We start from the raw sequence: 25455 nt of genomic DNA, 5'->3' as shown, positions 1-25455 counted from the left end.
ATGTGTCAACGAGCAACAATCGTGAAAGTCGAACACATGAAAAATTGACAAAAAATCAAAACGACACTGGGCATTAGACCAACAAAGAACTAACGAATCAGCCGAAAGGCCAGCCATGGATCTACAAGAGTGCGGGAAAAGACAAAAACAACATCGAACAACACTTAAACAGGCTGAACGAAATAAGTCATTAGCCCTTGAAACCACGAGCCAACTATTCGACAATCGATACGTAGGCGCGTAAAAGCGAAGCCGAAAACAAGCCCGTCGAGGAGTAAGGTTTCACGAGAAAAGGGGGCGGACATGCCAATGAATGGCAAGCAGATTCTCGAAGCATTTATTGACTACATCGAATCTGATTCTCTGAAACGCAAGCACTGGCTAAGACGCGTTAGAGAAGCTGGTTTCGACCAAGCACTGTCCGAATATCGCGAAAAGACCTCAACAAAAGAGATGCCGTTACAGATGTGACTAGAACCACACAAAAAACAGCAGTCTCAACACAAAATGTCACAGGGTTGTAGCATAAGCACGAGTGCATGTGTCGCATACAACCAAGCAGCGCGTCAAAAGCGGGAACAATCCCGCCCGGAAGCAAGGATGATGATTCAGTTATTCAATTCCTATGGCTTTCACGATTTTCTTTGCAACATCAACGGGCAAGACGGAAGATATAGCCGATCGCCTGAAAGAACTCCTGGGGACTGATGCCAAAGACGTTGACAGCATCAGCGGTGTTGACGAATTGGCCTCCGCAGAAGCCCTCGTCTGCTGCATTCCAACATGGAATACAGGTGCTGATGAAGCACGTTCAGGTACAGCCTGGGATGATCTGATTACTGAAATCCCTGACCAAGATTTTGGCGGTAAGCCTGTTGCCATCCTCGGACTGGGTGACTCCTCCGGTTACGGCGACTACTTCTGCGACGCCATGGAAGAGCTATACAGCGCATTCAAAAAATCGGGCGCCAAAATGATCGGCCAGGTATCTCCCGAAGGATACACCTTTGATGAATCAAAGAGTGTGGTCGACGGTAAGTTCTGTGGACTGCCTATCGACGAAGATAACGAGTCTGAACTAACCGATCAACGTCTATCTTCATGGGTAGAACAAATCAATTCTGAAGCCTGATTAAAATTCAGATTTAAAAGTCAACAAAAGCGCCCATCGGCGCTTTTTTTATGTTCTGTTAAAAATCAAAACAGTTAAAACCCCAGCCCCCTACCTACCTGCCTACCGGTGAACCCAATCGACCCTGATTTCCTTGCGCTGATTTAGAAACTTATCAATAGACATTGCCGCGATGCAACCATCCGAACAAGCAACAACGGCTTGTTTGAAAGGGGTGTTACGGATGTCTCCAATAGCCCAAACTCCATCCAAGCCGGTCATCATATCATCGTTAACAACTACACCACCCTCATCATTCAAAGGGATCTGTCCATGTAAATAATCAGTAATTGGCAAACTGCCGGAAGAATAAACAAAAACACCGTTAACATCTAATTGAGTATCTTCTTGACTTCCGGATTCTTGAAGCTTAACAGCAGTAACACCTGAATCGTCACCATCGACAGATGTCAGGCGTGTACGCTTCCAATGCTGAACATTAGGAGCTGATTGAAGCTGAGACAGACCAGTGCTGTTAGCGTTTGGCTTGCTATTCGTGATCCAATGAACAGTTGACGCGAATTTGGTAAGAACAAGAGCCTCATCAATAGCTTCTTGATTAGAACCATATACTGCTACTTGCTGGTTTTTATAGAACGCTCCATCGCAAGTAGCGCAATAACTCACACCACGACCTAGGTACTGATCTTCTCCAGGAAGTGTTGATGTACGCCCCATCGCACCGGTGGCAAGCACAAGCGTTTTGCCTTTAAAAGTGCCTTCTGGAGTGTAAACAGTTTTTTCAGGCCCTGATAAATCAATTCCATAGACTTGCACTTGCTGGTAATTAGCTCCATAGCTAATAGCCTGATCTCTCATCGTATTCAGCAAATCCGCCCCTGATGTATCTGCCGGAACACCAGGATAATTTGCGATTTTATGAGTAATCGCCAGGGCTCCAACCGCAGGGTTTTTATCCAAAATATATGTTTTCAACGAAGAACGGGCAGTGTAAAGAGCGCATGCACAACCTGCTGGACCACCACCAACGATAATGACGTCAGCCTCAAAAATATCTGACATAATTAGCTCCGAGCGAGAGAAGTGAAATCATTGGAGCTAAGTTCGCGATCAATCCATTGACCAGGAACCATCTGAATGAATGCGGTAATTAAATCCGCTGCATGTTGAGCCTGATTAAACTGAAAGAAGTGGCGCCCGTTTTTCATACAAACGTATCGATCACCAGATTTTAGCGTTTCAGACCAGCGATCGTGCGAATTGATGTCTACAACAAAATCAAATTCACCATTTAAGACTAATGTTGGAACTTCGGGAGTTTGTAAGTTTTTGATAGTTTGTTGATTAACAATAGAACCTTGGATGAATTCAGTATCTAAACATTTAGCCAAAAGACAGGGAACTATCTCAGTAGAACGAGAGTTGTTACTGGAAAAGAGTAAAGACGACAGATGGCTCAAAATAGCTTGCCTCGAAGTTGGCAATTGACTCCGCATGTCCAGGTAATGAGAAGACCAGTGGTTAGCTGAAAGAGTATCGACAGAGAGCAATGTAAGAGATTTTACCAGGTCGGGGTACTTTTCTGCAAAAAGACAAGCTACCGTACCACTGATGCCGTGGCCAACCAGATGCATTGGCTCGGAAGACGCCACAAGGGTCTGTCGAAGCAACTCCAGAACAGTCTGCACAGAGCAAGACTCATCGAGATCATGCTGGAAGGACCATCGCTGTACAGCGAATGACCGACTTAATAATTGAGCAACACGCTTATTGAGGCAATGCAAGGTCGGCTGCAGATCTATCCAAAGGACCTTGTCTTGAGGCATATGTTGCACCATTTCAATTATTTTGAAAGAGCACAGCACTGTTCAGTCGGCACAGCTAACAAGCCGTTGTATCAAATGGAATCGCAGAAAGTAGACGATAAAACTACGCCGGGGAATTGATCACTGATATCGAACCCTGTAAAATTCTTCGTTTTAAATGCTGGATGAGCTTTTGGTCGATCTTGTCAGCAGATTCCTCAAGACAGATCAGGGATTCATAAGCACTTCCCGAAATGGAGCCAGAACAAGTGGTCTCAAGGTATAGATCAACGACCTTGGAACATGAGAAGAGCAATTGAGATTGTCCGTTAAACAAAAGAGCAAGACGCAATCCTTAAGCAAAAATAAATGCAGCAGGGTTGAACAGGTCGTATCAAATGAGTCATGAGCAGACGTCTTATGCAGGCAAGAGTCACCCAGAAGAAAGACGATCACGTCAGTTCTTTAAAAGAGCTAAGACAAGGAGTCATGCTAAAAATAACATTCATAAAAAATCAAAGAGAGAACTACACTGAAAAAACACTATTAAAGAACAAGAATTTTTCCTTCAAGGCAAGCAACACATAACCACTAATGATGAATAGCTTTAAATGACTCGTTAATGGTCAGTGTCAAAAATATAGACAATAAAAAAAGCCTCTACAGGAGAGGCTTTAAAGCTTTAAAGAAAACTACTTGAATAACAATCAGTTAATTTTGGCTTTATCCATAGATTCAAAAGCGTTAACAACACTCTTGAAGTTGAAACCCATACCTCTCAGAGCATGCCAGAGATGCCCCTGAAGGAAGAAGAAAGCAAGGTAGAAATGTGTATTCGCCAACCATGCACGGGCAGTGTGCGCATCTCCAGGAAGTGTGGAGGTATCAGTGAAGTACGGGGAAAAGGCGAAATTAAGCTTCAAAGGAGCGCCATACAATTCCACGGGATAGATTGTCGTGTTTTGTGCACACCAGATAGCGGTCACAAAACCCATCAATGCGATGCCCGCTAGCGAGTAAGAAAGGATCGACTCACCGTTATAAATCAGGACTTTCTTGAACGGACCAAAGGGAGAACTGATGATATGCCAAACACCACCAATGGTGAGAATGAACGCTAATACAGCATGACCGCCCATCACATCTTCCAAACTGCTAATGGTAAGGAAGTTGGTCTGATAGCCCCAAACCATTCCGAGGTCAATGTTGGGCTCAACAGTACGAACAGCTCCGAGAGAAGCATCATAAATACCGTGGACGCGAGCCCATTCAACAAATGCGATTACACCCAGACCTAGAAAAATCAGATGATGACCAAGGATAAAAGTCAGCTTTTTAGGGTCATCCCAACTGAAGTCGAATTTTTTAGCACGACCAGTCGCTTCTGACAGATCCTTGGGTGCACGAAGAGTATGCCAAATACCAGCAGCACCCAGGACAGCTGAAGAAACAAGGTGCGTTGCAGCCACAACGATCAGTGGTTGCTGGTCAATGATGACTCCGCCATCCCCAACACCAAGACCTAAACCAGCCAGGTGAGGAATCAAAATCAGACCCTGCTCACCCATCGGAAGGGAGCCGTCGTATCGAGCGAGTTCAAAAAGAGTGAATGCTCCGGCCCAGAACATGATGAGACCGGCATGGGCAGCATGCGCAGCGATGAAAGAGCCGGAGCGCTTCGCTACTCCAGAATTTCCCGCCCACCAGTCATAAGTGACTGATGAATTTCCATACGATTGCATTGGGAAAATGAAAGGCAATCACAACCTAATAAGCAATCAATTTGCTCTAATCATCCGTTAACAATAGTTTTCAACCTAAAAATTTATGAGACACGCGCAAACTGCTTTTGACACCCTCTCTCGTAGCGTATGGCTCGCCTCTCAGCGAGAGGGCATAGAGGCAAGCAAAACCTTGTGAAAAGTAAATGTTGCTAGGCGGAACGCAATAACGTGCTGTAATGGGCGAAAACGCAAAACCTCAGAAGCCCTCAAAAGCAATCTGGATCAAAGATTTAAAACAAATTTAAGACCAGGAGGCAGCTCAGATCATTTCACAACCCATATTACAATTGAGTTGAATAATATATCGTGAACTACTCCCAGTAACAGCAACAGCAACATAAGACCAGTCAATCAACACAAAAGCAAACAATCACAAAAATTGTGCCCATTGTCATACAACGATGGCAGTAGCCCAAGCAAGCCGAATAAGTCAAAAAAAGCACCGCTTACATCTGAATCAAATCAACATGATTGATAAAAACAAATGTGTATGGTTTAGTCACAACATGCACATCGAGAGTGCATACGAAAGCGCTTTTGATCACTTCGAGCTGAAGCATAAAGCACGGCACAGGCTTCATCTTGCGAAACACACCACAAAGAAGAGAAAAAAGACCAACTGAATATCTGAGGGGCTAGATCAAAAGAAAATTCATATTCTACGCTGATTTCAATCAAAGTTGACATAGAGCGACCACTCCGAAGCCGATAATCAACTATCTGATAATCCCCGCATATCAGTGAGCTCTCCAAATCAGATATCGAGACGATTAGGGCCTAGTGAGGGTTGGCGAAGTAAACGCGTAAGAATCGCAATGGCCCTAAGGCAGCAAGGGTGGACTTATAAAACAATTTCTGAGCATTTATTTGTCTCACCAAAATCAATCATGCGGGATATCAAATGCTTTGTAATCAATCCCAGAAACTTGCCAAGACCTTAAAAACAATGCAAAATTCGATAACTGAATAGTGTATTTGAAACAACAATAAATTAAAATTCTTAAGAAAACTAGTAATAGCAATGTCGTGTATATAAATTCGATTAAAAATAAAACCTTTGAGAATTGGATTAAGGAGTTGTCAGCCCGACAACTCCAAAATCCCGATGCCGGTGCCCACCTGCATCATACTCAAATCAGTCGTTGAAACTGAAAGAGCAGCGATTATCCAAGTCGCTCATCAATTGTGATCGCTTCTCGATCACAATTCACAACATTTTTAACCGAGGGGGCGATCATCGAGTCTAAACAAAGGCCTTAGATGTTACCAGTCGAAGGGCATGGCCGAAAAAGCTGCCTCATCGACGTTTAAAGAGCCATCAAAAACAGGCTGGATAGAGGAAGCAAACAATAAAACTTGAACTTACGGAGTAAAAAAGGCAGAACACTCATAACAACCGCTGAGATTAAAACCCCTACAGTCAAAGCATTCCATCATTAATAACAGCGAATATGGGTCTAATATATACGAATACTGAAGAATCGGAAGTAAAATTCGGAAAAGCCAATAAAAAAATAGTGCTATTCCAGCAACTCAAACCCTGACAAAACCTTAACCAATGCTGGTTTCAACAATGTATGCCAGGCTTTTAATAAGATAGTTAGACCAACTGCAAGTTACTGTTCACACAATGCTCCAATCGAATAAGTGAAGCATTGTGTGAGTCTGAATGATCAGTTATATGCTTTAGCAATCAGAGGCCCAGCCTGCTCATCAGTAAGAACTGGTGTCACTTCCCAATCAAGACATTCTGCCCATTCGGCAGCATGTTCATAACATGCATCAGCGCTGTCAGCCTCAACAAGAATCCAACCTTCTACTGAACCTGGTCCATGAAAACGTTTCCAAGATTGACAGGCTGGAAAAGGTGCTCCAGAGGACAAAAATTTCTTCGCCGCAATCTCGTGATATCCGGTCTTAAAAGACCAATGCATCAAAAAAGTCATAAAAAAAAAGTTGACCCGAGCAGAATCGCACAAAATCCAAGAAAAAGGAAGTGGTTAAAAGACCATAATAATGTATGGGCTCTGCATCAACACGATGCAATCAAGAAAGTAGCAATCACTACGATCAGAAAAAATCAACAGAACGGCTCCACTACAACCTATTTTTTTGAGCAATACATTACTAGACAAACCAAATACGAAGTATTCACAATTCAGCCTCCTCTAATCAACACCGACAAATTGAACGTGATTTCCTTAATCCGAGATAAGAAAACAGGGTCAGCAAACAAACGATATAAACCAAACTAATGCCTAAAGAAAAAACGAGACTAAGCCTAACTAACATATTATTAACGAACCAACTCACATTATGTACAAAGATTAAATGACACGACTTCACGGTCGATGAATTAATAGCTGTGAATTCAATGAATGAAAAAGCACCTGGGAGCCACAAGCTGCGGTTGGTTAACGCCGCGCAGGTTTCGACACAACAACCCTAACAACAATGATCAACTGAATACAATGAAAGGTCCAGAGCGAAAAAGTTAGCTCACTTAAAATACATCAAAGCTACCATTAATAGTAATCAGTGCTATTAATTATCCTTCAATGCCACGCTCTAATGGCAGTATGTCCTCATCAGAGGTATCTTTAGATATGGTTGGAACTGGTATCGCTACCTTAGCTTTTGCCTTTTTAATCGTAAAGGGAGGAACTGCAAACGATGGAATTGGAACACGTACAGAAAATTGACTAGTGCCTACTGGTACGTTGTTAATTGAACCAATTCTAGGGCGATTTGGCAACACTTCTTCGTCGGATGCGTCATAAATAAATGCAAAAACATCAATATCCTTGGTCAAACTTTTAGCAGAACTCTTAATCTGTCCATTCAAAATATAACATCCGGAGCGATAACCTTTTGGCTGCTTGGAAGCAGGGTCAGCAGTATCGCATTTCACGAGCTCAAGCTGACTTAACTCAAAATCAAGCGCATGAACAGAAGGAGTAGCAAATAAAAAAGCCAAGAGAAAGACTAGAAAGATTGTGAAAAATCTACGCCTCAAGAAGCCCATAATAAGTACACTTTTGGATTAACGTTGCTGCAAAACAAGAAAAAAGGCAACTGCAAATGAGCAAAGGCATGTATCGATTGATGCGCATGGATCGCACAGTGCAGCTGGTCACCATGCAAGAAATCGCGTGACTTGAATAAAATCAAATAATTCAACAACTTACAGTTAATTCAGAATAAAATAGCCCTAAAGTTTGCAACTGCATGATGAGTTCTAGTCCAACAGTGACGCACCAGCAATCTATGCTGGTGCGCTAATCCCATAATATTAAATGTGAGCGAGAGTATTTTTAGACCATATCAGAGAATGATTATTGTTTTGAATAAAAGCCACGGCGCTCAACACACCTCTTGTAATCTTTTGATTCGTATAACCAGAACTTTTCCTTATCGAGAACGAACCCCTCACTCAAGGCAATCGCAACAACGTGATCTTCGTTATTTGCTTGGCTGATTTGTTGCTGAAGAAACTGATCCTGCTTGAGACGAGAAAGGAAAGCGCAGAGATCTTGTTCTGACTGCTGACACTTTTCCAATCTCCCCATGTAAAAGGGGACAGGCTCGTGATAATTCATAAAAAGAATGGAAGCAAGCACAAGCTACAAGCAAAAAATGCATTGATTGAGAATAAATAAATATCTTAAATTAAGATAAACTCTTAAACTGTTGAGCTTTATTGAATAATTTGAATTAACGTCCTGCTGAAATGGGGGGTTAATCAGAATCGTTCTTGAAAAAACAGCAATGATTATTCATTAATACTGAATAACAGTCAATCAATCCAATTTTTACTCGTCGAACTTGAAAAACTAACTGATATCTTGATTCATTTTGCAAGGTTGATTGTCCATCGTCTCCCTCCCATTCGATCATCCTCTGAATAACAATTGGCCAACAAATCGCCCTTTGCACTTCGAACCATACACTCAAGACCATCTTTTGTGGTAATAAAGCTGGAAGCATTAGGGCATATAAGCTTGGAGAAATCACTGCTCATCTCTTCAACAATCTTCTGCCAAACGATATCAATATTTTCATCAAAAGCTGCAATAAAGTGCATGGGACTAAGATTGAAATAAAGTTATCGTAAACAGCTGGATGGTTATAGCAACGTTCAGATGTCCACTTAGGGTGTCAATTATGCTCAAGCCAACGACTCGTCCAATCAAGAACTCTATATCGATAAATAATGCAATTGAATTATGGCAACAAATTGTCTCTCATGAATCATGACGTAAATTTTTAATTTTTAATCCGCGATGCAACTTTCATATAGTCAAAACCGTCCAGATCATCAATCTTTTGGGGCGAAAACCCCTGCGGCTGAACAGTTTTAGCCATACTCAGGAACTCACTAATGTAACCGCGGCGGAGAGTACGCGCAGGGATGCGCTTAGGTGAAAGGTCGCTAATGATGAAAAGCTCAATTGCAGTGATTATAGAACTTCATGAATTCATGCGAAGAATGATTTTTTACAGATCATCCGCTGCACAACAAACTGACCCCAGGAAAGCCCGCGTCCGAATCAGGCTGGAAGGTTGCAAACGCAACGAAGACGGAACTTAAACGAATCGTTGACAGAATTGAATCTGAGCAACAAAAATATCTACCAAAACGCGAATGGTTCTTGTTTAATACAGGCAAAATTCAACCAAATATTGTCAGAATAATGTTGATTGCTTAGACAACATCACTCAGAGAGTATCTTAGGAACTTGAACAGAGAAATCGGACTCAAAGTCAACCAAATCTCGAAGATTGTCAGCCGATCGGAAGAAATAGAGCATTGCGATTCGTAGCGACGATTAAAATTATCTCGACTTACAATTTGATCTTGCCTCTGCTCAAGTTGCTTGTGCAGATTTGCCATATTTTCCTGATCGATAATCACCTCATCGATCACCAAGAACCAGCGATCACCTCCCTTTAGTACATTGACGAAACTTTGAAGGAGGTTGCTGATCAAAGCAAGTAAATTTTGCATCTGATCAAAAAGACATCTGATCATAAGACCCGTTCTTCGGTGTCACTGGTGTTAGGGAATACATAGGCATGAAATTATCCGTTGCTAACGAGGATTGAGGTTTGGTACTCTGTTTTGAACAAACGAATCATGCTGATCTACGCAGGGATTTTCATCGCAGGTTTTCTATTCGTCTCCACAGGGCTTGCCTACGACACCTTCTGAACGGTTTACACAACAGCATGACTTATTCCGCTAGCAATTCATACAGATCACAATTATGGCTACGGCAACAAAGCATACAAAAAAAGACTGGGGGAAGTTACCCATCAAAGAGCCAGCAAACTATTTCATCGTTTCGTCAAAACCATCTAATTAAGACAAATCTTCATCAGCAGGATAAAAATATAATCATGAATTTAAAGAGATGAATAGAGTAGAAAACGAAGAATTTTTTGGAGGTAGAGTGTTGAATATTCAACCAAAGAAAGCTGAACCAAAGACAAGGCTTGAGAACCTATGCAGACACATTCAAAACGCAAGATCAAATCATATGATCTTGATAAACAATTCAAGATCAATACTAGTAGCTAGGGTTATGTTAAGTGATCAGACTTGCAACACCAAGGAATCGTCTGATGAATGATTCAGAACAAGGAGACTACCCGAAAGCGGTATATGACAATGCCTGGGAAGACCTGAATGTGATGTACGAAAGCTGGAAGACAGTACATGGGGTAGATCGTCAATTCTGCATCGAAATAATCCAAAAATTTGCCAAACATCTTGATACTGAACGCAGTTAAATGATCAACAATAGCTTTATGTCAGCTATAAGGAATGGGTTCTAAATAATTCAAAAGGTCAAAAAGTATAAATTCAAACCAAGACGTGTGCAAACAATAAATGCAACGTCACTACGCATTCAAATCATCATCGAGAAACATACACCATAAAGAATGCCAGTGCAAAGCAAGCCGACAGCCCAGCATATCGATCTAAGCAGTGGAATATTGCCTATGTAAGCAACAATATAAATAGCTCGAAGAATTGGATGAGCAATTGCAACATTAATTGCGAGAGAAGGAAGAGTAACTCCATTCAGAACAGTAAGAATGGCAAAAAGGGCAGAAGGGGCATGAAGCGAAAATGATTCAAAACTGTTTTGCTGTGCCCAGCTGGCCCGTTTCCCCCATGCTGGATAACGATCAAACATTGAACGTAGAGATGACAGATCACTCAGCTCGAACTGAGATTTAAATCGAGCCGCATAAAGAGGCGCAATACTCAGAATCACTATTGCAAACGACAGCACAAGCGACCAGACGTATGGAGCCACATCGGAGTGAGGTAATAATTGCTCAAAAAACATGGATCTAGGTGTTGGATTAATCTGCTGTATTCCACAATTCTAATGAATCATTCTCACCTAAACAACTAATTCTTTTTAGTCAATGAAAGAGCAGAGTTTGTTAAATCTGCTTAATATCTCCCAAATTGTAGATGCAACATCATTGAAGCTTCGTGATCATTGCAAAAGACTTGCAGACTCTATACCACCAAATTACGATCTCATCATCGAGGAGGATAGGCAGATAAAAGTCACAGCGGTAAGTGCCGAAAGAACAAGCGAAACAAAAAACCACGTCTTATTTTTGCAGAAATATCAAAGCGCTCGTCTTCTGAAACAAAAGCCATCAATCAAGTCAATACGAATGAAGCTTAGATGAATTGCGTACAAGCTACTTATTCAGTAGAGTGAAGTAAAATGATGTCCAGCGCGTGCTCATCAATCCAAACGAACTTCCTCTCAAGCAAGCCGCAGATCAATGCCAATCACTGCTAAGCAGCAAAAAAGTATTGGTGTGTAGCAAAAACCGATTGACTTTAGCTGCATTATGTCTTTGCACACCAATTTTAAAATCACTGATTGGTGGAGCAACGACTGAAGATGAAGGCTTAGATTTACAGCTTAAATTTGACCCAGACATCTTAATCACAAGCGAAGATCTTGAAAAGGGCTATGGAATTCGTCTGGTAGAGAGGGTCAAGCAACACAATCCAAAGATCACAACACTTATTTTTCTAGGGCGAGAAACAACTGACGTTGTCCATGAGGCGATGGATGCTGGAGCAGACGGAGTCATGTTTGTCTCATCGGTAGGATCAGGGCACGGAGACTTCATCAAGGCACTAATTACGACTAACGATGGTGGTGTCTACTACCCAAAATCAGTTCGTGCTGCAGCTACGGCAAGAATAAAACAACCGCCTGAGCTCATCGATCCACTGTCCGAACGCGAGCGTGAGGTTCTTCGTTGCATTATTCAAGGCATGAAAAATGCCGAAATAGCAGAATCGTTATTCCTATCTGCAGAAACGATCAAAAGCCACGTCAGCACTACAATCCAAAAACTAGGTGTTAGAGACAGAACTCAAGCTGCTGTGTTTGCCCTCACTCATGGTTTAGTCGACGTCGATATTTAGGTTTCAATTGGTGATAGATATGAGTCCGCTTTAGATAGAAGTCCAAAAAGAAACGTCTACACTTATGGCGAATCACATTTAACTCACTAGCTTAATTTCACTATTAATTCGTAGACAAGCAGATTCCAGATCACGGCGGACGAGTTAGGTCAAACTTTTAAAATTCCACGAAAAACTCTGTAAAATCATTACTGAGATCACAAGAAAAGCGGTCACGCCGGTACATCCAACATTCTCAGAATAACTTGCATCAATCAAAAAATCACATCACTCACGGTAGAAATGTTGAACCTCTGAAGTAATTGTACTCATTGAACCATCATGACCAGTTCTTGCCTGCTCATACTCTTTGTCAGCTTTTCAACTGCCTGCCTCGTGCGTAGCATTTACAAAATCAACCAGACAGCTCAATGAGTTGACGCTAACAATTCCGCCGACAGAGTTCTGGCTCAGGGCTGCTACCTAACTAAGACTGAATATTTACAGCACGCTCCAATTGATCAAGGGTTGTATTCCAAGTGCGATCAGCAGACTCACAATTAACCCTACAGAGGCTTTTCCGATATCACCACCAATCACCTTCGCAAGGCTTCCATGAACCTGGTTAGTAAATACGGTTGTTTGTTTAAGCTGTCTAATACGAAGAGCTAATTCTCTACCTGCAAGTAAACCAAGAAACACCCAGGTTGTGCTTAGCGGAAAGCTGCTTAGAAACGCCCTATAAAGCAAACAAAGTCCAAACATGAAGTCGATTACGCTTGCTGATCGCAAATCCGATGTATTAGTTTTTGAACGCAAAACACCCTGAATCGGGCCACCTCCGATCACGATGAGCATGCAGAGACCCATACAAAGAATCAAAGTGCATACACACATCGAAATAAGATTTAAATTACGAGGCAGATAGACAAAGATATTCGCCATATCCTGAACCAACCACATACTCCACAAAAAACCAGTCGAAAGCCACTGGATTGGATACCAAATTCTATGGATCTCTTTTGAATCCTGATGACGTCGAAAAATCCATCGTTCTAAAACCCATACACCCAAACCCCAAGAAGCAAGGCCTAGGAAAAGTGCCATGACATATCCGGAAATTGAACTCCCTAAAAGTCTTCCGATATTTTCAGGAACGAAAGAAGAAAGTACCAGAAATGAAGTACTCACGGGTGCGCCCCATGCAGTTAGAGCAAGCACTGCAATCGGAGGAATGATGTAGGCCCAGGTGAACGGTTCGGGGACAGGGAATGAATCAAGACGACCCCAAGCAGGTTCGCCTTGATTAAGAAACCAACCCAGAAAAAGAACGATAATGGTGATACAACAAACAAACAGCATCTGAACACTCTTGGGCGTTCGCTGTCGATTTGAGGCGATATAAGTACCAAGCGTTTGCAGAGAATCGTTGGAAACAACTGAAAATGCTGCAAGCAGAAACCCGATGATCATCCAGACATTGACATCAATCACCAGCAGGACTGCTTACTGACATCGTTAGATCATCGCATTGCCCAGAGACACTGCAGGCAGAGTAAAAAACGCAGAGCCATCAGAATATACGTTAGTGGCTGCGAAACAACGCTTTGGTCGCTGTGCAACAAAGGTTACTGCGAAGTTTTTTGACATGAATCAGTTGTTGTTCGTTGTTAACTCGGGCCAGCTCAAGAGAGATTGAGGAGCTTCTCCAGCCAAACCATAAAACGCTGTCGCCATGGACAGGATTGGAAACAATCGACTAAATAGTTCAGATGGCTAGCTATGAGACGGCATGCTGCACGCTCAGCCTCTAGAGAAGCGCTAAGACAACTCCCTAATTAGCAGTCTGCTGCCTTAGCTGCAGCAGCACGAACCGATTCAAGCCAATAGAGATTAAGTGAATCTACGTTCTACGCTCATGCTCGTAGCATTGTTCATGACTCGAAAATATGAGTACTGCAGCGTGAGATGGACTAAAGCAAAAGCAGCCCTCTTCAATCATCCAATCAACGCAGACAACTCAAGGGATATTCCTTAGGCAATTCTTCCCCCCATTCGTTGTGAGGAAGCTTTGTAAATGGAGAGGGGTAAATCTGTTTAACCATTTGAAACCGAATAGGGATTTGTGAATAATTTGGATCATAATCAATGATCCAAAAGTAATCATAATTGTTCTTCCATTCCTTGGGCACACCTTCTAAATGGTCGATATTCAGCAGCTGACGAAGAGTGACTTTTTGAGCTGAATACAGCCGCTCCAATCGTGGACTAGCGATATGGTGGTGTTCCCAGAACATTAAAACAATACGATCATGCCATTTGGGATTTCCTAGTACATCAGCTGCAGCGGCCTGGGTAGCACTATTTTTTTCTGAGGTTTTCGTTATTCCATTTTCACCAGGCATCGCTGCATAAGTCTTGATCGGCAGCCTCCAACTGACAGCAGTGTGACCTGCCGTTTCAAGCGTGTGAAGAGTCATCGCAAAAATCGCGGCAGGAACCTGTCCTTCGAGCAGTGACTGATTCTTCGCGTTCTGGCCCAGATAATATTGACTTAATGCAACCGCACGTCTCAAACCGATCCCACAAAGCGCGTGGGAATTAGCCTTTTCGCCATGACGCAAAAGAATAATCCGACGGGGCACAGCCCGTACAGATGTTCCATGCAAAATGACACCGGTACAGAGGCAAGCAGCAGCCGTCAGCATGCCTAGCCACTTAGGCCTTTTCGCACATGTCATCGATCACCCCTGTCTGGACTCCCTTGGTAGCAGCACCGGATCACCAGAGTGATGGGAGCTATCCATCCAATGCGCAGAACCAGCCAAAAACCTTGAGCTCTGAATGGCCAAAACGGCATTCAAAGCTTACATGAAAGACAAGAATAGTACGACTGTTTTGCAATAACTAGCTAGCAAGCCAACGGGTTATCACCGTCCCTTCGTAAACATGGCCAGAGGCCTCAACAATGGGCTTGGTCTGCGGGTTCGTGAAAATGTCGTGTAAAACATTTTCCTGCCCTTGAAACATGACCGTTGCTCGCTTGGGATCCTCTTTAGAAAAACCAAGATAGAAGATCTTGACACCCATTTCTAAGAACATCGCCTGCTGCTCAGGTGCTTCCATATGGGCTCTATATTCTTCGAAGGTGTTGCTGAGCTTGAAATCAAGAACAGTGGTTTCGATCATCGCCAATTGAAGAAAAGAATGATTTCACAAAGGATATGCACTTAGAGCAGTGATGGCGAAGATCGATTCAAGGCTGCGATGTCGCTCGTGGCTCGAGCAGGTGAGCATTGGCCAACACATTCTGTGCTTCTTCGAGACGACAGCTATTCCTTGGAGAGAAGGCGTTTAGCAAAAACAACCATGGAGAAAGACTTGCAAACCAGTGAAAAACCGTTGCCTTGTCAGCCCTCAGTGGCATTCACAGCTCAGGACATCAAGACAGTGCCAACCACCAACTCAACCAAGTGGAAGCAGCTCTGGGCCCAGTCACAGCATGCCTACAGTGGCAGAACAACGTTTGACAAAAGCTGAGGCCTCTGGAGTTGAAATTTTGAGCTGCCCCCTCGCTACGGCATAGGGAGAAATTGTTATCGCACCTTGACTGTTCCCAAGGCATTTCTAAAACACTGGAAGAGGCACTATTCCAATGGAAATCCATACTGCCCACGCCGAACCAATCGGTGAGTTCATTCGTGAGGGCCATCACAAGCCATTTCGTGCTTTGGCTTGCCCGATAGGCCCCAGCTGCAAGCTTGCAGGTCCAAGAGCACAGGCCAAAGAAAGCTAAATCCGAGCGACAGACATCGCTATGAAGTTATTTTCACGCGATCAGTCAAGACTGATACATCGCAGTGGCGAAGCATAAAGTCTCCAGCCGACACCAAGAATTCAACTGGTGTGGTGGTCTCATTTCAAATACTTCCATAGGCCCTGTAGCAAATTTCAAGTGAGATCACAAAAATTGAGAGCATTTCAGACTTGATTTTTCTTTTGATACGCCTGAGTGCATTCATTTTTATTCGCCAAGCAAAACTAATTTCAAGATAAAAAGCACCAATTCGGAATGATGACGCAAGCAATACATGGATCGTTAAATTTTGGCAAAAATCACCGAGATCTTTCTATTAAGCGCAGCACCATGCAAGACCCCTCATCGAGCAAGCTGGCGTTGGTTGGTTGAGAAAAAAAGGAAAGGGCACCTCTCGATCCTTTTGGATTCATTGCGAACTGCCACCTCAACTGTCCAGAAGCAAAAAATGTATTGAGAAGCTTCAGAGACGCCGGCAGCGCATGGGAGACGCGATGATCAAGGAGCACTCGGCTTCGATAGATGGCTTCTAAGTTCTACCACGTTCACCATGAGTTTCGGGCTGGGAAAGCCCAGCAATGGTGTGGGACAGCTCAAAAAAGCGATGGCTCCGGGCGGAGGCTGGGATGATGCAGTCGCCAATAAATTGAAGGCTGGTTTCTATAACCACTGCTTCTGCCCGGTTGGTCCTGAAGGTCCGGCGTTCTGCATCTGGGAAGTGCGTGAGGGCATCACTGCTCAGCAGTTCCAAGACTTCATCGATTGTCCAAACGGTGTGAACTTTGGACTTGGTGCCTGGATGAATATCTGCAAAGAGATCAACGTCGAACTGGCTGGGAATCCCCCTTATCCGCGCAAGTTCTGAACACCATTGCAAAACTGACCTGAATCAATTCGGGGCAGTTCATGAAAACTTTGGATTAAGCCATCACAAGGCCTCCAAGGTGCTAAACATTCGGCATCATCATCGGGTCGGTTCTAATGAACCGAATCAACCGTGATTCCCATGACTCTTGTAAGAACGAGATAGCCGCCCCAAGCGATCATGTTTAGTCCGATCACCCAGAACCAGACAGTTTTTGTTGTTTTGCTGGTGTCTTCATCCATGAGTCCTCTACTCGTCAGCCCATAACCACTAAACGGTGCTGAAAAATCACTGCTCAGGCGGCAGCCTGCTCCGAAATATTGCGAAGGACCTTCTCTTGAAGTTGCTGGACAGCGCAAAGAGCCTCATGGGCAGGCCAACCATGGTTGTTCATCAGCTCCTCCACCAGATAGTCAGGAGAGTTGGAGATTCGAGCGTTGAGATCAGCCACAGCCCTGTCGTCACGGGCTAAAGCATCGAGTCGGAGTGATCGAAGTTTTTGAATACTTGGCTGATTCATGCCCATACTCTGCATGACGGTGGTGCCTGAGCGCCATCAAATGACCATTAGACACACCTCAAGTGGGCGCACCCGGGGCCGATGACAAGGACGGTCGGGGTCAGCTCGTGCTTTCGGCCAGGGGCCTACATAATGCACTGCTGGAGGCGGTGCCAGCCGTACGAGTGCTTGTTATTGATGCCGATAGCAAAGACCGCGAAGCAGCCCGGCGATTACTAAGGGGTGAGTTGGCAAATTGGGACGTGGTCATCTGCACACCGGTGACTCAGTCGGGGGTGAGCTGGGTGGGAGCGTTTGCCGAGACTGTGTTTGTTGCCGGCGGGAGAACACTGCCGCCGAGTATCTGTGACGCCAAGGCGGGGCGGCGCGAGAGGAGAGCGACTACATGCGTGACCTTGCTACCCAAAACAGCATTGGACCACTCCTTACCGTTACGAGGGCGGGTGGCAGAAGCCATACGTGAGGAGCTGGGCCAGGCGCGTGAGCAAGCAGATGACCTGGCCGTTGCAGGTCGATGGGAGGGCTGCTGGAGAGCATCTACGTGTTAGCAGCCCAACGCCAGATCGAAGTCTTGTATTTATTCCATGACTACACGCTGCACTACGCAGCAGTAGATGACTGGGCCACGGAAGGGCTGGCGGGAAGGGCTGGCGGTTGTTGAGCAACTGCCTCGGCTGAAGACGGCATGTGGCATCCACGAAAAGCGTACCGAGCCAGTGCATTAGCAGGAGCAGGACCTGTGGCGCGAACTATTGGTGCGCAGTTTGCGGCTGCAGGCGGAGGGAGCAGAGCGCGAGGCGGCCAAGACCAAGACAGAAGCGCTGAGAGCAACGCAGGCGAGGAAGGTTGAACGTGCCGGCGCCGACCTAGTGTCCACGAAACTGAGCGAGGTGCAGTAGCTAATGCTCAGAGATGGGCTGGAGCGGTTGTGTAATGGAGAGCGGCGTGCAAGTGACCACAAGCTGGAGAAGGCCGTGGCTGAGGCCTTGCAAACCCTTGAGGCCGCGCTGAAGAAAATGCTTGATTACTCCGCCTTTGTTTATTGAAGATTGCCAGATCAAAGGCATCCTGTTTCAGGGGGTTTGGATGAGGTTATGGGCAATTGCGAGAGATCCATTTACTCGCGTTTGATCATTTAAGCAGGCTTGTTCTAGTGTTGAACTCGTTTTGATTTATTGTTGGGTGAAGCTTGGTTTTTGTTTCCTAGTCAAGGAAGGATTGAACCATGTTTCCCTGTGGGAGAGCTTTCTAAGGCCAGCACCACCTGGATCTGTAGGGATTTATGTGCATGCCAAAACGCCCACGCCATGGCCTGTGCTGAACGGTGCCTGGATCGATCCTGCTCCCCTTGAAACAGCATGGGGAGAGAGGAGTCTGGTGGCGGCCACCCAACGATTGTTTGTTGCGGCGATCAATGATGGCTGTGACGCCATGGTGCTTTTGTCGGGAGACATGCTGCCCCTGCACCCATTTGCCTGGATTCAGTCATTCTGCAGTCAGACGCGTTTGGCGTTGCAGCCCCGGCATGGTCTTAGCGAGCGTCAGGTTCGGGCCAATGCAGAACGATTTGCACAGATCGCCCTCTATTTCGGGCTCTCGGTGGATCAGCTGCGCAAGCAAAACATGTTCTTTGTGATCCAGAGAGAGGCGATCTCCAGGATCATCAAGAGCGCCAGTGTGGATGATTTTCCATTGCTTCAGCTGGCCGATGAGTATTACTGGATCAATCATCTGATTCGCATTGGAGCGGAATGGGAACGATCCAATGTTGTTTTCTGCAATTCTGACCCCACCCGCACCCAGGCCGAGGTGATGCAGCTGACCCCCGCTCTCCTGGAAAGTTGCCGCAATAATAATTATGGCTTCATTCGGAAGATCACGTCACTTGATGATCAGGTCAGGGTACATCTTCAGGCTATTTATGAATCGGTATGAGTTCCTACACTGCCGATTTGATTGTGACCTGTCCGTAGTCTTCTGAGTCCTGAGGCCCTTCTGGATCTTTTGACGAGCGCGGGCTCGATCAGCCCCTGATACAGCAGGATCCCCAGAGCCCCTCTCCTGCCGTCAACGAAAGGATCATCAGGTCTTTGATTGTGTCAGGCAAATTCACCAGTTCTCAGCGGTTCGATCGAAGGGTATGGGGACCGCTCTGCCAGAGGGGTCCAACATCCCAGTGATGGTTGATCCCTATGGCGTTCACATCCACATGGACCGATGCATCCGCTGCTGTAATCGGATCTGCTGCGATCGTGACGCTGATTTCGCCATCGTTGTCGAGATCGAAACATTGGTTCGGGGACGGCCGGGAGTCTTTGAGAAGGTCGCATCTCCGATCACTCCCCTCAACCTGGGAGAAGACAATGAGTTTCACGGCAACGCTGGCGGGGTAGCTGATACCTATTCGATGCCGAAGGCTGCATCCACCAGGCTTCTTTCCTTCCGCAGAACTTATCCCAGAAGTCCAGGCTGACTGGGTTGGCATCCCGAAGTAAAAGGCCCTCACGCCAGTTGCCCTGACGAGCAATGGATGCGCGATTGAGCGCAGTTGAGCAGTAATCAGGCTGGTGAAAGCGCTGCCAAACTAGGTGTTGACTTAGTTCTGAGTCATTCACCAGAAGCGCACCAGAACCTCGCGGGGTCTACACCAGAGTTGTGTAGTGGGGTTCACCAGAAGAGCTGTGATCTTGAAGGAGTCGAGGGGGCAACACCCCCAACAATTCATTCCTTAGAACCATGACACAAGAACAACTCACAGCTTTCCTGGCTAACGCTAAAGGCAACAACAGCCTTCAGGAGCAGCTCAAAGCGGCTGCTGATGCCAATGCTGTTGCTGCAATTGCTAAAGAGGCAGGATTTAGTATTTCTGCTGATAACCCCACCAAGGCTCAAACAAAGATTTCAGCAGAGGAGCTGGAAAGCGTGGCTGGTGGCAAGGATTATGTTGGAAGAACGCTCACTCAGGGGAAGTGTGGCTGTTAAACAGCGTGCTACTTGCCGCCCGGTGGATATTAATTAGCGTTGGCCTACTCATCAAAGCCCCTGCATTGACAGGGGTTTTTTATTGCCCTGGAGCCTTGGCGTCACCGGCTTCCGGGTCAGCGTGGATCGACCGGCACCAACTTGCTCCGGTTACCACCTTCCGGCATCTCAGGCCCGACCTTCATATCCGTCGTACATCGATATTGCGACGGCTGCTAAGTCCACCCCACCACTCACATTCTTTAGTTCTGATTCGCTGAGTTCTGGCACATCTTCACATCCACAACCGGCACCTTCGACACCCTTTAGCTCTTCTTTGCTGATTTTTGCTTGCGTTCTTTCTTCTTGACTTGCTCTTCGGTCATCAGCTTCTCCAGGACTTCCCCAGTGTTAGCAGTTATCTCGGGTCTGTTGGCACCAGCTTCCACTGCAATGGCAGCAAAAACCCAGCACTTGGCAGGGTTTTCAGCAATATTCTGTTCTCGAAGTTCCCATTTCTTGGTACGTTATCTACCATGTCGTTACGAATAAGTTGCGAACTTGGCTAAGTAGGCTTGTAATAGCTGGTCAGCTGACTTTGGTTGGCTTGATGATGTTTGGAGTCCTCAACATATTTTTTGAATGCTATGAAGGAAGGCATCCATTAAAGCGCAAAGTACCTGAATTTTGTCGGGAATAAATTAGCGATATTGTTTGCCGCCATCTCCCGGCATAAACCTCACACCAATCACGCCCCGCCAAGTGCGGGGTTTTTATTGGCAGTCGATGAGAACAATTGCAATGCCAAGCGCAACCAGGCAAAGCTCGGCATCATGCGCGGACTGACGCCTGATCCAATGCACCAGTCCCTGCGCCAGTCGTTATCGCTGAGTGGTCTTGCTGCGCTGGTACTCGCTGGCACACCTCTTCAACCAGTGGCTGCTCAAGAGGACGGCAATGCTGAGGATCTGGGTGATGTGATGAGCATCAGCCTCAAGGATGTGGTCAAGCCTACTCTTGGCTTCCAGGGCGCACTGCAAGGCGCTGGGACACCAAGCCAAGCAGGCATTGGCGGGTTCCTGCCTCTCTCTGTTGGCGAGAACAGTGTTTTCTTTGCTGATGTGCTGCTCAACGTCAACTTCGCTGATTACGGCAACTACAGCAGCCTGATCAATACAGAAGTTGCTGGAACCACGATCAGCACCTCATCACGGCTTGGTTATCGCTGGCTGAATGGTGATCGCTCATGGATGTTTGGCGTCAACGGTGGTTATGACAGCCGTCCGATGAATACAGGTGATGCTGATACAGGGGTGAACGTCAGCAACAAGCGCAGTGTGTTCTTCCAGCAGGTGGCTGTGAATGCAGAAGCAGTCTCTAATGACTGGAACTTCAATGCTTATGCCTTAATTCCTGTAGGGGAGAAAGAAGCTCAACTCAACAGCGTTTATCAAGGCGGTTCACTCAACACCTACGGGCTTAATGTTGGTTATTTCATCACTCCAATTATCAATGCTTCTGTTGGGTATTACTACCAAAATGATGACCTAGGCACGGCTGATGGTTCTGGGGTGCTCGGACGATTGACCTATGAAGTCAGTAGTGGCTTAACAGCAGGAGTAAATATCTCCTACGACGAGGCTTTTGATACCAGAGTTTCAGCAGATCTTAAAGTTCGCTTTGGCGGCCCAAGCACAACAGCAGCCAAGAAGAAAAAGTGGGACAATCCGACAATTAACGCCCTAACCGCATCACCCAATAACAGGGATGTGCGGGTGCATGATCCAGTCTTCTCCAACACCCAATCTTACAGAAACACTGTACCCGCGCAGGCTTAGTGAAGCGAACAAACAGTTGAGCCAAACCATCTAAAGCCTTTGCAATTGCGGGGGCTTTTTGTTTCTTCAACCAACACCATAAACCCTTAAATCAGCCTCCAATACCTGGCACGATTGAGCGCAGTTGAGCAGAGATAGCCGGGGCTTAATTAGTAATCAAGACTGCAATTATCTAGCAACTCCGGCCAATACTCGTTCAGCGGCAGCCCGATCCACCGGGACGCCCCAAGCCGCAACGGGCGCAGCTAAGCAAAGCCCGGCATCATGCGCGGAATGATGCCTGAATCAATGCAGCGGTCCTTCAGTCTGTCGTTATCGCTGAGCGGTGTTGCTGCACTGGCACTAGCTAACGCCACTCTCTTGCCTGCCGCTGCTCAAGACGCAGGTGGTGCAGATGATCTCGGGGTGATGGAGATCAACCTCAAGGATGCAGTCAAGTTCAACTGGGGTTTTCAAGGCGCACTGCAAGGAGCAGGCACACCCAACCAAGCAGGCATTGGTGGGTTCCTGCCAATCGCTGTTGGCGAGAACAGTGTGTTCTTTGCTGATGTGTTGCTCAACGCCAACTTTGCTGATTACGGCGGATACAGCAGCATCGTCAAAACAGAGGTTGCTGGAACAACAATCAGCACCTCATCAAGGCTTGGTTATCGCTGGCTGAATAGTGACCGCAGCTGGATGTATGGCGTAAACAGCGGCTATGACAGCAGGCCGATGAATACAGGCAATGCTGAAACAGGTGTCACGCTCTACGACAAGGAAAGTGCTTTTTTTCAGCAGATCGCAGCAGGTTTAGAGGCAGTATCAGATACCTGGAACTTCAATGCCTATGCCTTAATCCCTGTTGGTGATACAGAGCAGCGCCTCAATGCGCGTTATCTCGGTGGGGCGCTTGATACCTATGGCCTTGATGTTGGTTATTTCATCACCCCTGAACTCAATGCCTCTGTTGGTTACTACTACCAAAGCGGTGATCTAGGAACAGCAGATGGTTCAGGTGTGCAGGTGGAGCTGGATTATCAGATCGCTGATGGTTTAACTACTGGGATCAATGTTTCCTATGACGAAGCTTTTGAAACCAGAGTTTCAGGCAACATTGAGTATCGCTTTGGCAGCAACACTACAGCTGCAGAAACCAAGAAAAAAGCATGGCAAAAGCCAACCATTCAAGCCTTATCTGAAAGCGTTAAAAACAGGAATATCCGCGTTCATGATGCAGTAGATCCAGATGCGAAGTGCAAGTTCAAGTTGTTCCCCGGCAGCCTCCAGCCCTCCTCCTGGTCTGCTTTGAGTACCTATCATGGACCCAATTCAACAAAGTCCCTATGGCATTGCAACCCTGGCGCGCCTGATGCAAATGCTAACGGCTGGACGAAGAAAAAAAGGGCTGAGGAAAACCTTTAAAATTTTCTTGGGTACTGGCCCCTCTGGGGTTTAATATCTCACCAAAACGCCCATACAAGCAGCTAATGAACTGCTCAATACCTGGCACCATCTGAGTGCAGAGTTGGCTTGCTTGGGTCAATTTATTTAATACCTAAGTTGCATTAAAACCTGGGCAAGGTGAATACACTTTCGCATTTAAGTCCGCTAGTAATGTAGTTATTTGCTCTATTGTTGCGCCGTTAAGCGCGAAAATAATTTATGAAAGAAACATTCTCGTGTCACCATCGCGAATGCCATTTGCTCTTCTAAATTTCACCGCAACTTGCTGCCACTCCTCTGGGATTTGATTGAGGCGAATGTCAAAGGCAAACGGTAATTTCTGTTGTCCTGGTGATACTCGGCTCTTTTTGGTTTGTCTGCCTCTGCCCTTCTCAACTAATCGTTTCAGCATCCTTGAGCCCCAATGGCACCTAGAGCCGCCTTTGCTTTTATGCCGGTAGTTCTGGCAAAACCATGCATACCGTTTGGAGCAAGCTTTCAGGCTTGATCCCAATTGCAAAAAACTGGGGTGCCACTCACTGATGCCATCACATTCCAACCTGCCGTAATGCCCGTAATTGGAATAGGGGTCATAAAAACCTTTCCTGATTCCTGCTGCTTTGGGATTGGCATGGATATACCTCAAGGTATTCAGCATTCGCCTGTGATCTTTGGGATGGATTGGGGTTTAGAAATACCTGGCCTCCCAGAAGTGTCCGCAACGACCGCTCAAGCGGTTCAAGGCCATGGCGGAATACCAGGCGAACCAATGCATCAACCTCGGCAGCTCACTTGCATCATCAGGACGCAGCAGCAAGTGCAGGTGGTTGGCCATCAGGCACACCGCATACAAGCGATGAGGAACCTTCTGCTTGGCTTTTGCCAGCACAGCTAGCAGCACATCTCTTCTCAATCCTTTTGCAATCAAGAACTGCCTGCTATTGCAGCGCAGCGTGATGTGAAATGAATGGCCTGCTGGCAGAAAGCGGGGTTGACGTGCCATATCCTGACCATTGATCTATGCCATTATTGACAAGATGTTAATGATGAGTTTTAAAAGCTAGATGGTAAGTGGAACCAAACGCTTTAAACAGCATCCCCAAGCTGTCTGCACAGAACTCGACGGCGGTGTGGCTTTATTTCAAAGCAATACCTGCGACTATCTTGTTCTCAATGAGACAGGCTCAGCTATTTGGCATGCACTGAAAACTCAGCCAACACTGCCTGAACTCTGCAAGAATTTACAGGCGGAATATGAAGTAACTCTCGATGAATGCAAGTCTTCCATTGAAACATGGCTGGAAGCTGCCTTAGAAAAAAAAGTGATTGCCGTAGTTGGTGATTAAAACGAGAAGTGTGTTTTGAGCTTTCTTGCCCAGACTTCACCACCAAGTCGATTTCCTCCAAGCATTTGGAAACCAAGGCGTGCAAAATAACGTCGCATGGATGCTTTTTGCAAGCCAGGATTAATGTTTTCAGCTAGTAATACTTTTGCTCGATGATCGCGTTTCTCTTCTTCACGATCAAACCCTTTAAGGAATGCTCTAAAGAGCTGATTTGCCAGACGTGGATTCCTGGATTCTGGAATTACATACATGCGTTGAAAATAGGCATGGCTTCCAAGGTCTAGCGAGGTTTCTAACTCTCGTAATACGACAAATACAATGCCATCAATTGCTCCTGATTGATCACGTGAAATTGCGGCTGGCTGTCGCGATATAGGCTTTTTAAGTAGACCCATGCGCTTCTGGTTATTGCTTAGTGTTGCTCGAAACGACTTCAATTCTTCTTGATATGGCTTGCCATACTGTCTCCAAAAAGCCTTCAATTCGCTTCTGAGCTGATCATTCACCTG

26 protein-coding genes and 2 pseudogenes are annotated in these 25455 nt (G+C 45.7%); 12 read left to right on the top strand and 16 right to left on the bottom strand.

The window, feature by feature from the left end; translation table 11 throughout:
• Positions 1-303: 303 nt before the first annotated feature.
• Positions 304-471, top strand: a complete 168-nt coding sequence (locus tag DXY31_RS17110; RefSeq protein ID WP_206749821.1) for a hypothetical protein — start codon at positions 304-306, stop codon at positions 469-471.
• A gap of 154 nt (positions 472-625) precedes the next feature.
• On the top strand, positions 626-1132 hold the full coding sequence (gene fldA / locus DXY31_RS13845; RefSeq protein WP_114994318.1) for a flavodoxin FldA: 507 nt from the start codon (positions 626-628) through the stop codon (positions 1130-1132).
• Positions 1133-1234: 102 nt separating this feature from the next.
• Here the strand turns inward: fldA and DXY31_RS13840 are convergent, their stop codons facing one another.
• From DXY31_RS13840 to DXY31_RS13795, 8 genes are all read right to left on the bottom strand, one after another.
• Positions 1235-2194, bottom strand: coding sequence for an NAD(P)/FAD-dependent oxidoreductase (locus DXY31_RS13840; RefSeq protein WP_114994317.1), 960 nt, complete (start codon positions 2192-2194; stop codon positions 1235-1237).
• 2 nt (positions 2195-2196) lie between these two features.
• Complete coding sequence (locus tag DXY31_RS13835; RefSeq protein WP_114994346.1) at positions 2197-2958, bottom strand: alpha/beta fold hydrolase; 762 nt, start codon at positions 2956-2958, stop codon at positions 2197-2199.
• Positions 2959-3644: 686 nt separating this feature from the next.
• Positions 3645-4679, bottom strand: coding sequence for a chlorophyll a/b binding light-harvesting protein (locus DXY31_RS13830; protein ID WP_114994316.1), 1035 nt, complete (start codon positions 4677-4679; stop codon positions 3645-3647).
• Positions 4680-6394: 1715 nt separating this feature from the next.
• The gene (locus tag DXY31_RS13820; RefSeq protein WP_114994314.1) at positions 6395-6667 is read right to left on the bottom strand and encodes a DUF3303 domain-containing protein; all 273 of its coding nucleotides are present in this window, start codon (positions 6665-6667) and stop codon (positions 6395-6397) included.
• A gap of 602 nt (positions 6668-7269) precedes the next feature.
• Positions 7270-7698: a hypothetical protein gene (locus tag DXY31_RS13815; protein WP_137025003.1), complete on the bottom strand. Its 429-nt coding sequence runs from the start codon at positions 7696-7698 to the stop codon at positions 7270-7272.
• A 358-nt stretch (positions 7699-8056) separates the two neighbouring features.
• Positions 8057-8341 (bottom strand): Nif11-like leader peptide family natural product precursor, encoded by a 285-nt coding sequence (locus DXY31_RS13810; protein ID WP_114994312.1) that lies wholly within the window; start codon positions 8339-8341, stop codon positions 8057-8059.
• A 230-nt stretch (positions 8342-8571) separates the two neighbouring features.
• Positions 8572-8805: a hypothetical protein gene (locus DXY31_RS13805; RefSeq protein WP_114994311.1), complete on the bottom strand. Its 234-nt coding sequence runs from the start codon at positions 8803-8805 to the stop codon at positions 8572-8574.
• Positions 8806-10633: 1828 nt separating this feature from the next.
• The gene (locus DXY31_RS13795; RefSeq protein WP_114994309.1) at positions 10634-11080 is read right to left on the bottom strand and encodes an MAPEG family protein; all 447 of its coding nucleotides are present in this window, start codon (positions 11078-11080) and stop codon (positions 10634-10636) included.
• A gap of 410 nt (positions 11081-11490) precedes the next feature.
• Here DXY31_RS13795 and DXY31_RS13785 point away from each other — a divergent pair, with 410 nt between their 5' ends.
• On the top strand, positions 11491-12195 hold the full coding sequence (locus tag DXY31_RS13785; RefSeq protein WP_114994307.1) for a response regulator transcription factor: 705 nt from the start codon (positions 11491-11493) through the stop codon (positions 12193-12195).
• Positions 12196-12675: 480 nt separating this feature from the next.
• On the opposite strand, the gene DXY31_RS13780 is transcribed toward DXY31_RS13785, so the two are convergent.
• From DXY31_RS13780 to DXY31_RS13770, 3 genes are all read right to left on the bottom strand, one after another.
• Complete coding sequence (locus tag DXY31_RS13780) at positions 12676-13647, bottom strand: hypothetical protein (RefSeq protein WP_114994306.1); 972 nt, start codon at positions 13645-13647, stop codon at positions 12676-12678.
• A gap of 533 nt (positions 13648-14180) precedes the next feature.
• On the bottom strand, positions 14181-14882 hold the full coding sequence (locus DXY31_RS13775; RefSeq protein ID WP_137025002.1) for a histidine phosphatase family protein: 702 nt from the start codon (positions 14880-14882) through the stop codon (positions 14181-14183).
• Positions 14883-15081: 199 nt separating this feature from the next.
• Positions 15082-15363, bottom strand: a complete 282-nt coding sequence (locus DXY31_RS13770) for a DUF3764 family protein (RefSeq protein ID WP_114994304.1) — start codon at positions 15361-15363, stop codon at positions 15082-15084.
• Between the two features lie 1150 nt (positions 15364-16513).
• Here DXY31_RS13770 and DXY31_RS13760 point away from each other — a divergent pair.
• Positions 16514-16856, top strand: a pseudogene (locus DXY31_RS13760) (hypothetical protein).
• Between the two features lie 113 nt (positions 16857-16969).
• Here the strand turns inward: DXY31_RS13760 and DXY31_RS17745 are convergent.
• Both DXY31_RS17745 and DXY31_RS13755 read right to left on the bottom strand, forming a co-directional pair.
• Complete coding sequence (locus DXY31_RS17745) at positions 16970-17098, bottom strand: hypothetical protein (protein WP_256359638.1); 129 nt, start codon at positions 17096-17098, stop codon at positions 16970-16972.
• 53 nt (positions 17099-17151) lie between these two features.
• Positions 17152-17376 carry a hypothetical protein gene (locus DXY31_RS13755; RefSeq protein WP_244279816.1) on the bottom strand — a complete coding sequence of 75 codons (225 nt, stop codon included), beginning with the start codon at positions 17374-17376 and terminating at the stop codon, positions 17152-17154.
• Between the two features lie 62 nt (positions 17377-17438).
• On the opposite strand from DXY31_RS13755, the gene DXY31_RS13750 reads away from it, so the two are divergent.
• From DXY31_RS13750 to DXY31_RS13735, 5 genes are all read left to right on the top strand, one after another.
• Entirely contained in the window at positions 17439-17924 is a 486-nt protein-coding gene (locus DXY31_RS13750) for a hypothetical protein (RefSeq protein WP_114994301.1), read from the top strand.
• Between the two features lie 354 nt (positions 17925-18278).
• The gene (locus DXY31_RS17105) at positions 18279-18422 is read left to right on the top strand and encodes a hypothetical protein (protein ID WP_170953718.1); all 144 of its coding nucleotides are present in this window, start codon (positions 18279-18281) and stop codon (positions 18420-18422) included.
• Between the two features lie 136 nt (positions 18423-18558).
• Positions 18559-19311: a beta-1,6-N-acetylglucosaminyltransferase gene (locus tag DXY31_RS13745; RefSeq protein WP_256359637.1), complete on the top strand. Its 753-nt coding sequence runs from the start codon at positions 18559-18561 to the stop codon at positions 19309-19311.
• A 205-nt stretch (positions 19312-19516) separates the two neighbouring features.
• The gene (locus tag DXY31_RS13740; protein WP_114994299.1) at positions 19517-19849 is read left to right on the top strand and encodes a hypothetical protein; all 333 of its coding nucleotides are present in this window, start codon (positions 19517-19519) and stop codon (positions 19847-19849) included.
• A 263-nt stretch (positions 19850-20112) separates the two neighbouring features.
• Entirely contained in the window at positions 20113-20358 is a 246-nt protein-coding gene (locus DXY31_RS13735; protein WP_114994298.1) for a Nif11-like leader peptide family RiPP precursor, read from the top strand.
• A 168-nt stretch (positions 20359-20526) separates the two neighbouring features.
• Here DXY31_RS13735 and DXY31_RS17870 read toward each other — a convergent pair whose 3' ends face one another.
• A complete protein-coding gene (locus tag DXY31_RS17870) occupies positions 20527-20628 on the bottom strand; it encodes a class IIb bacteriocin, lactobin A/cerein 7B family (RefSeq protein ID WP_170953716.1) in 102 nt (33 codons plus the stop codon).
• A 566-nt stretch (positions 20629-21194) separates the two neighbouring features.
• On the opposite strand from DXY31_RS17870, the gene DXY31_RS13725 reads away from it, so the two are divergent.
• Positions 21195-22175 carry a carbamoyl-phosphate synthase gene (locus DXY31_RS13725; RefSeq protein WP_114994345.1) on the top strand — a complete coding sequence of 327 codons (981 nt, stop codon included), beginning with the start codon at positions 21195-21197 and terminating at the stop codon, positions 22173-22175.
• 288 nt (positions 22176-22463) lie between these two features.
• Positions 22464-23579, top strand: coding sequence for a carbamoyl-phosphate synthase (locus tag DXY31_RS13720; protein ID WP_114994344.1), 1116 nt, complete (start codon positions 22464-22466; stop codon positions 23577-23579).
• A gap of 238 nt (positions 23580-23817) precedes the next feature.
• On the opposite strand, the pseudogene DXY31_RS13715 reads toward DXY31_RS13720, so the two are convergent.
• A pseudogene (locus DXY31_RS13715) lies at positions 23818-24603 on the bottom strand (transposase).
• A 61-nt stretch (positions 24604-24664) separates the two neighbouring features.
• On the opposite strand from DXY31_RS13715, the gene DXY31_RS13710 reads away from it, so the two are divergent.
• On the top strand, positions 24665-24946 hold the full coding sequence (locus DXY31_RS13710) for a PqqD family protein (protein ID WP_244279815.1): 282 nt from the start codon (positions 24665-24667) through the stop codon (positions 24944-24946).
• Here DXY31_RS13710 and DXY31_RS13705 read toward each other — a convergent pair.
• On the bottom strand, positions 24943-25452 hold the full coding sequence (locus DXY31_RS13705; RefSeq protein WP_244279814.1) for a hypothetical protein: 510 nt from the start codon (positions 25450-25452) through the stop codon (positions 24943-24945). The two genes, DXY31_RS13710 and DXY31_RS13705, sit on opposite strands and share 4 nt — an antisense overlap.
• Positions 25453-25455: the final 3 nt, after the last annotated feature.

The sequence above is a fragment of the Synechococcus sp. UW179A genome (assembly GCF_900473965.1).
GTDB lineage: Bacteria > Cyanobacteriota > Cyanobacteriia > PCC-6307 > Cyanobiaceae > Synechococcus_C.
Note: the sequence above shows the minus strand (reverse complement) of the source record. Positions and strands in the feature narration are given on the sequence as shown.

What these genes read in the sequence shown, in the direction of transcription:
- DXY31_RS17110 (WP_206749821.1), top strand. Translation starts at nt 304, where the DNA reads ATGCCAATGAATGGCAAGCAGATTCTCGAAGCATTTATTGACTACATC.
- fldA (WP_114994318.1), top strand. Translation starts at nt 626, where the DNA reads ATGGCTTTCACGATTTTCTTTGCAACATCAACGGGCAAGACGGAAGAT.
- DXY31_RS13840 (WP_114994317.1), bottom strand. Translation starts at nt 2,194, where the DNA reads ATGTCAGATATTTTTGAGGCTGACGTCATTATCGTTGGTGGTGGTCCA.
- DXY31_RS13835 (WP_114994346.1), bottom strand. Translation starts at nt 2,958, where the DNA reads ATGCCTCAAGACAAGGTCCTTTGGATAGATCTGCAGCCGACCTTGCAT.
- DXY31_RS13830 (WP_114994316.1), bottom strand. Translation starts at nt 4,679, where the DNA reads ATGCAATCGTATGGAAATTCATCAGTCACTTATGACTGGTGGGCGGGA.
- DXY31_RS13820 (WP_114994314.1), bottom strand. Translation starts at nt 6,667, where the DNA reads ATGACTTTTTTGATGCATTGGTCTTTTAAGACCGGATATCACGAGATT.
- DXY31_RS13805 (WP_114994311.1), bottom strand. Translation starts at nt 8,805, where the DNA reads ATGCACTTTATTGCAGCTTTTGATGAAAATATTGATATCGTTTGGCAG.
- DXY31_RS13795 (WP_114994309.1), bottom strand. Translation starts at nt 11,080, where the DNA reads ATGTTTTTTGAGCAATTATTACCTCACTCCGATGTGGCTCCATACGTC.
- DXY31_RS13780 (WP_114994306.1), bottom strand. Translation starts at nt 13,647, where the DNA reads ATGATCATCGGGTTTCTGCTTGCAGCATTTTCAGTTGTTTCCAACGAT.
- DXY31_RS13775 (WP_137025002.1), bottom strand. Translation starts at nt 14,882, where the DNA reads ATGCTGACGGCTGCTGCTTGCCTCTGTACCGGTGTCATTTTGCATGGA.
- DXY31_RS13770 (WP_114994304.1), bottom strand. Translation starts at nt 15,363, where the DNA reads ATGATCGAAACCACTGTTCTTGATTTCAAGCTCAGCAACACCTTCGAA.
- DXY31_RS17745 (WP_256359638.1), bottom strand. Translation starts at nt 17,098, where the DNA reads ATGGATGAAGACACCAGCAAAACAACAAAAACTGTCTGGTTCTGGGTG.
- DXY31_RS13755 (WP_244279816.1), bottom strand. Translation starts at nt 17,376, where the DNA reads ATGAATCAGCCAAGTATTCAAAAACTTCGATCACTCCGACTCGATGCT.
- DXY31_RS17105 (WP_170953718.1), top strand. Translation starts at nt 18,279, where the DNA reads ATGCTCAGAGATGGGCTGGAGCGGTTGTGTAATGGAGAGCGGCGTGCA.
- DXY31_RS13740 (WP_114994299.1), top strand. Translation starts at nt 19,517, where the DNA reads ATGGGGACCGCTCTGCCAGAGGGGTCCAACATCCCAGTGATGGTTGAT.
- DXY31_RS13735 (WP_114994298.1), top strand. Translation starts at nt 20,113, where the DNA reads ATGACACAAGAACAACTCACAGCTTTCCTGGCTAACGCTAAAGGCAAC.
- DXY31_RS13725 (WP_114994345.1), top strand. Translation starts at nt 21,195, where the DNA reads ATGCACCAGTCCCTGCGCCAGTCGTTATCGCTGAGTGGTCTTGCTGCG.
- DXY31_RS13720 (WP_114994344.1), top strand. Translation starts at nt 22,464, where the DNA reads ATGCAGCGGTCCTTCAGTCTGTCGTTATCGCTGAGCGGTGTTGCTGCA.
- DXY31_RS13710 (WP_244279815.1), top strand. Translation starts at nt 24,665, where the DNA reads ATGGTAAGTGGAACCAAACGCTTTAAACAGCATCCCCAAGCTGTCTGC.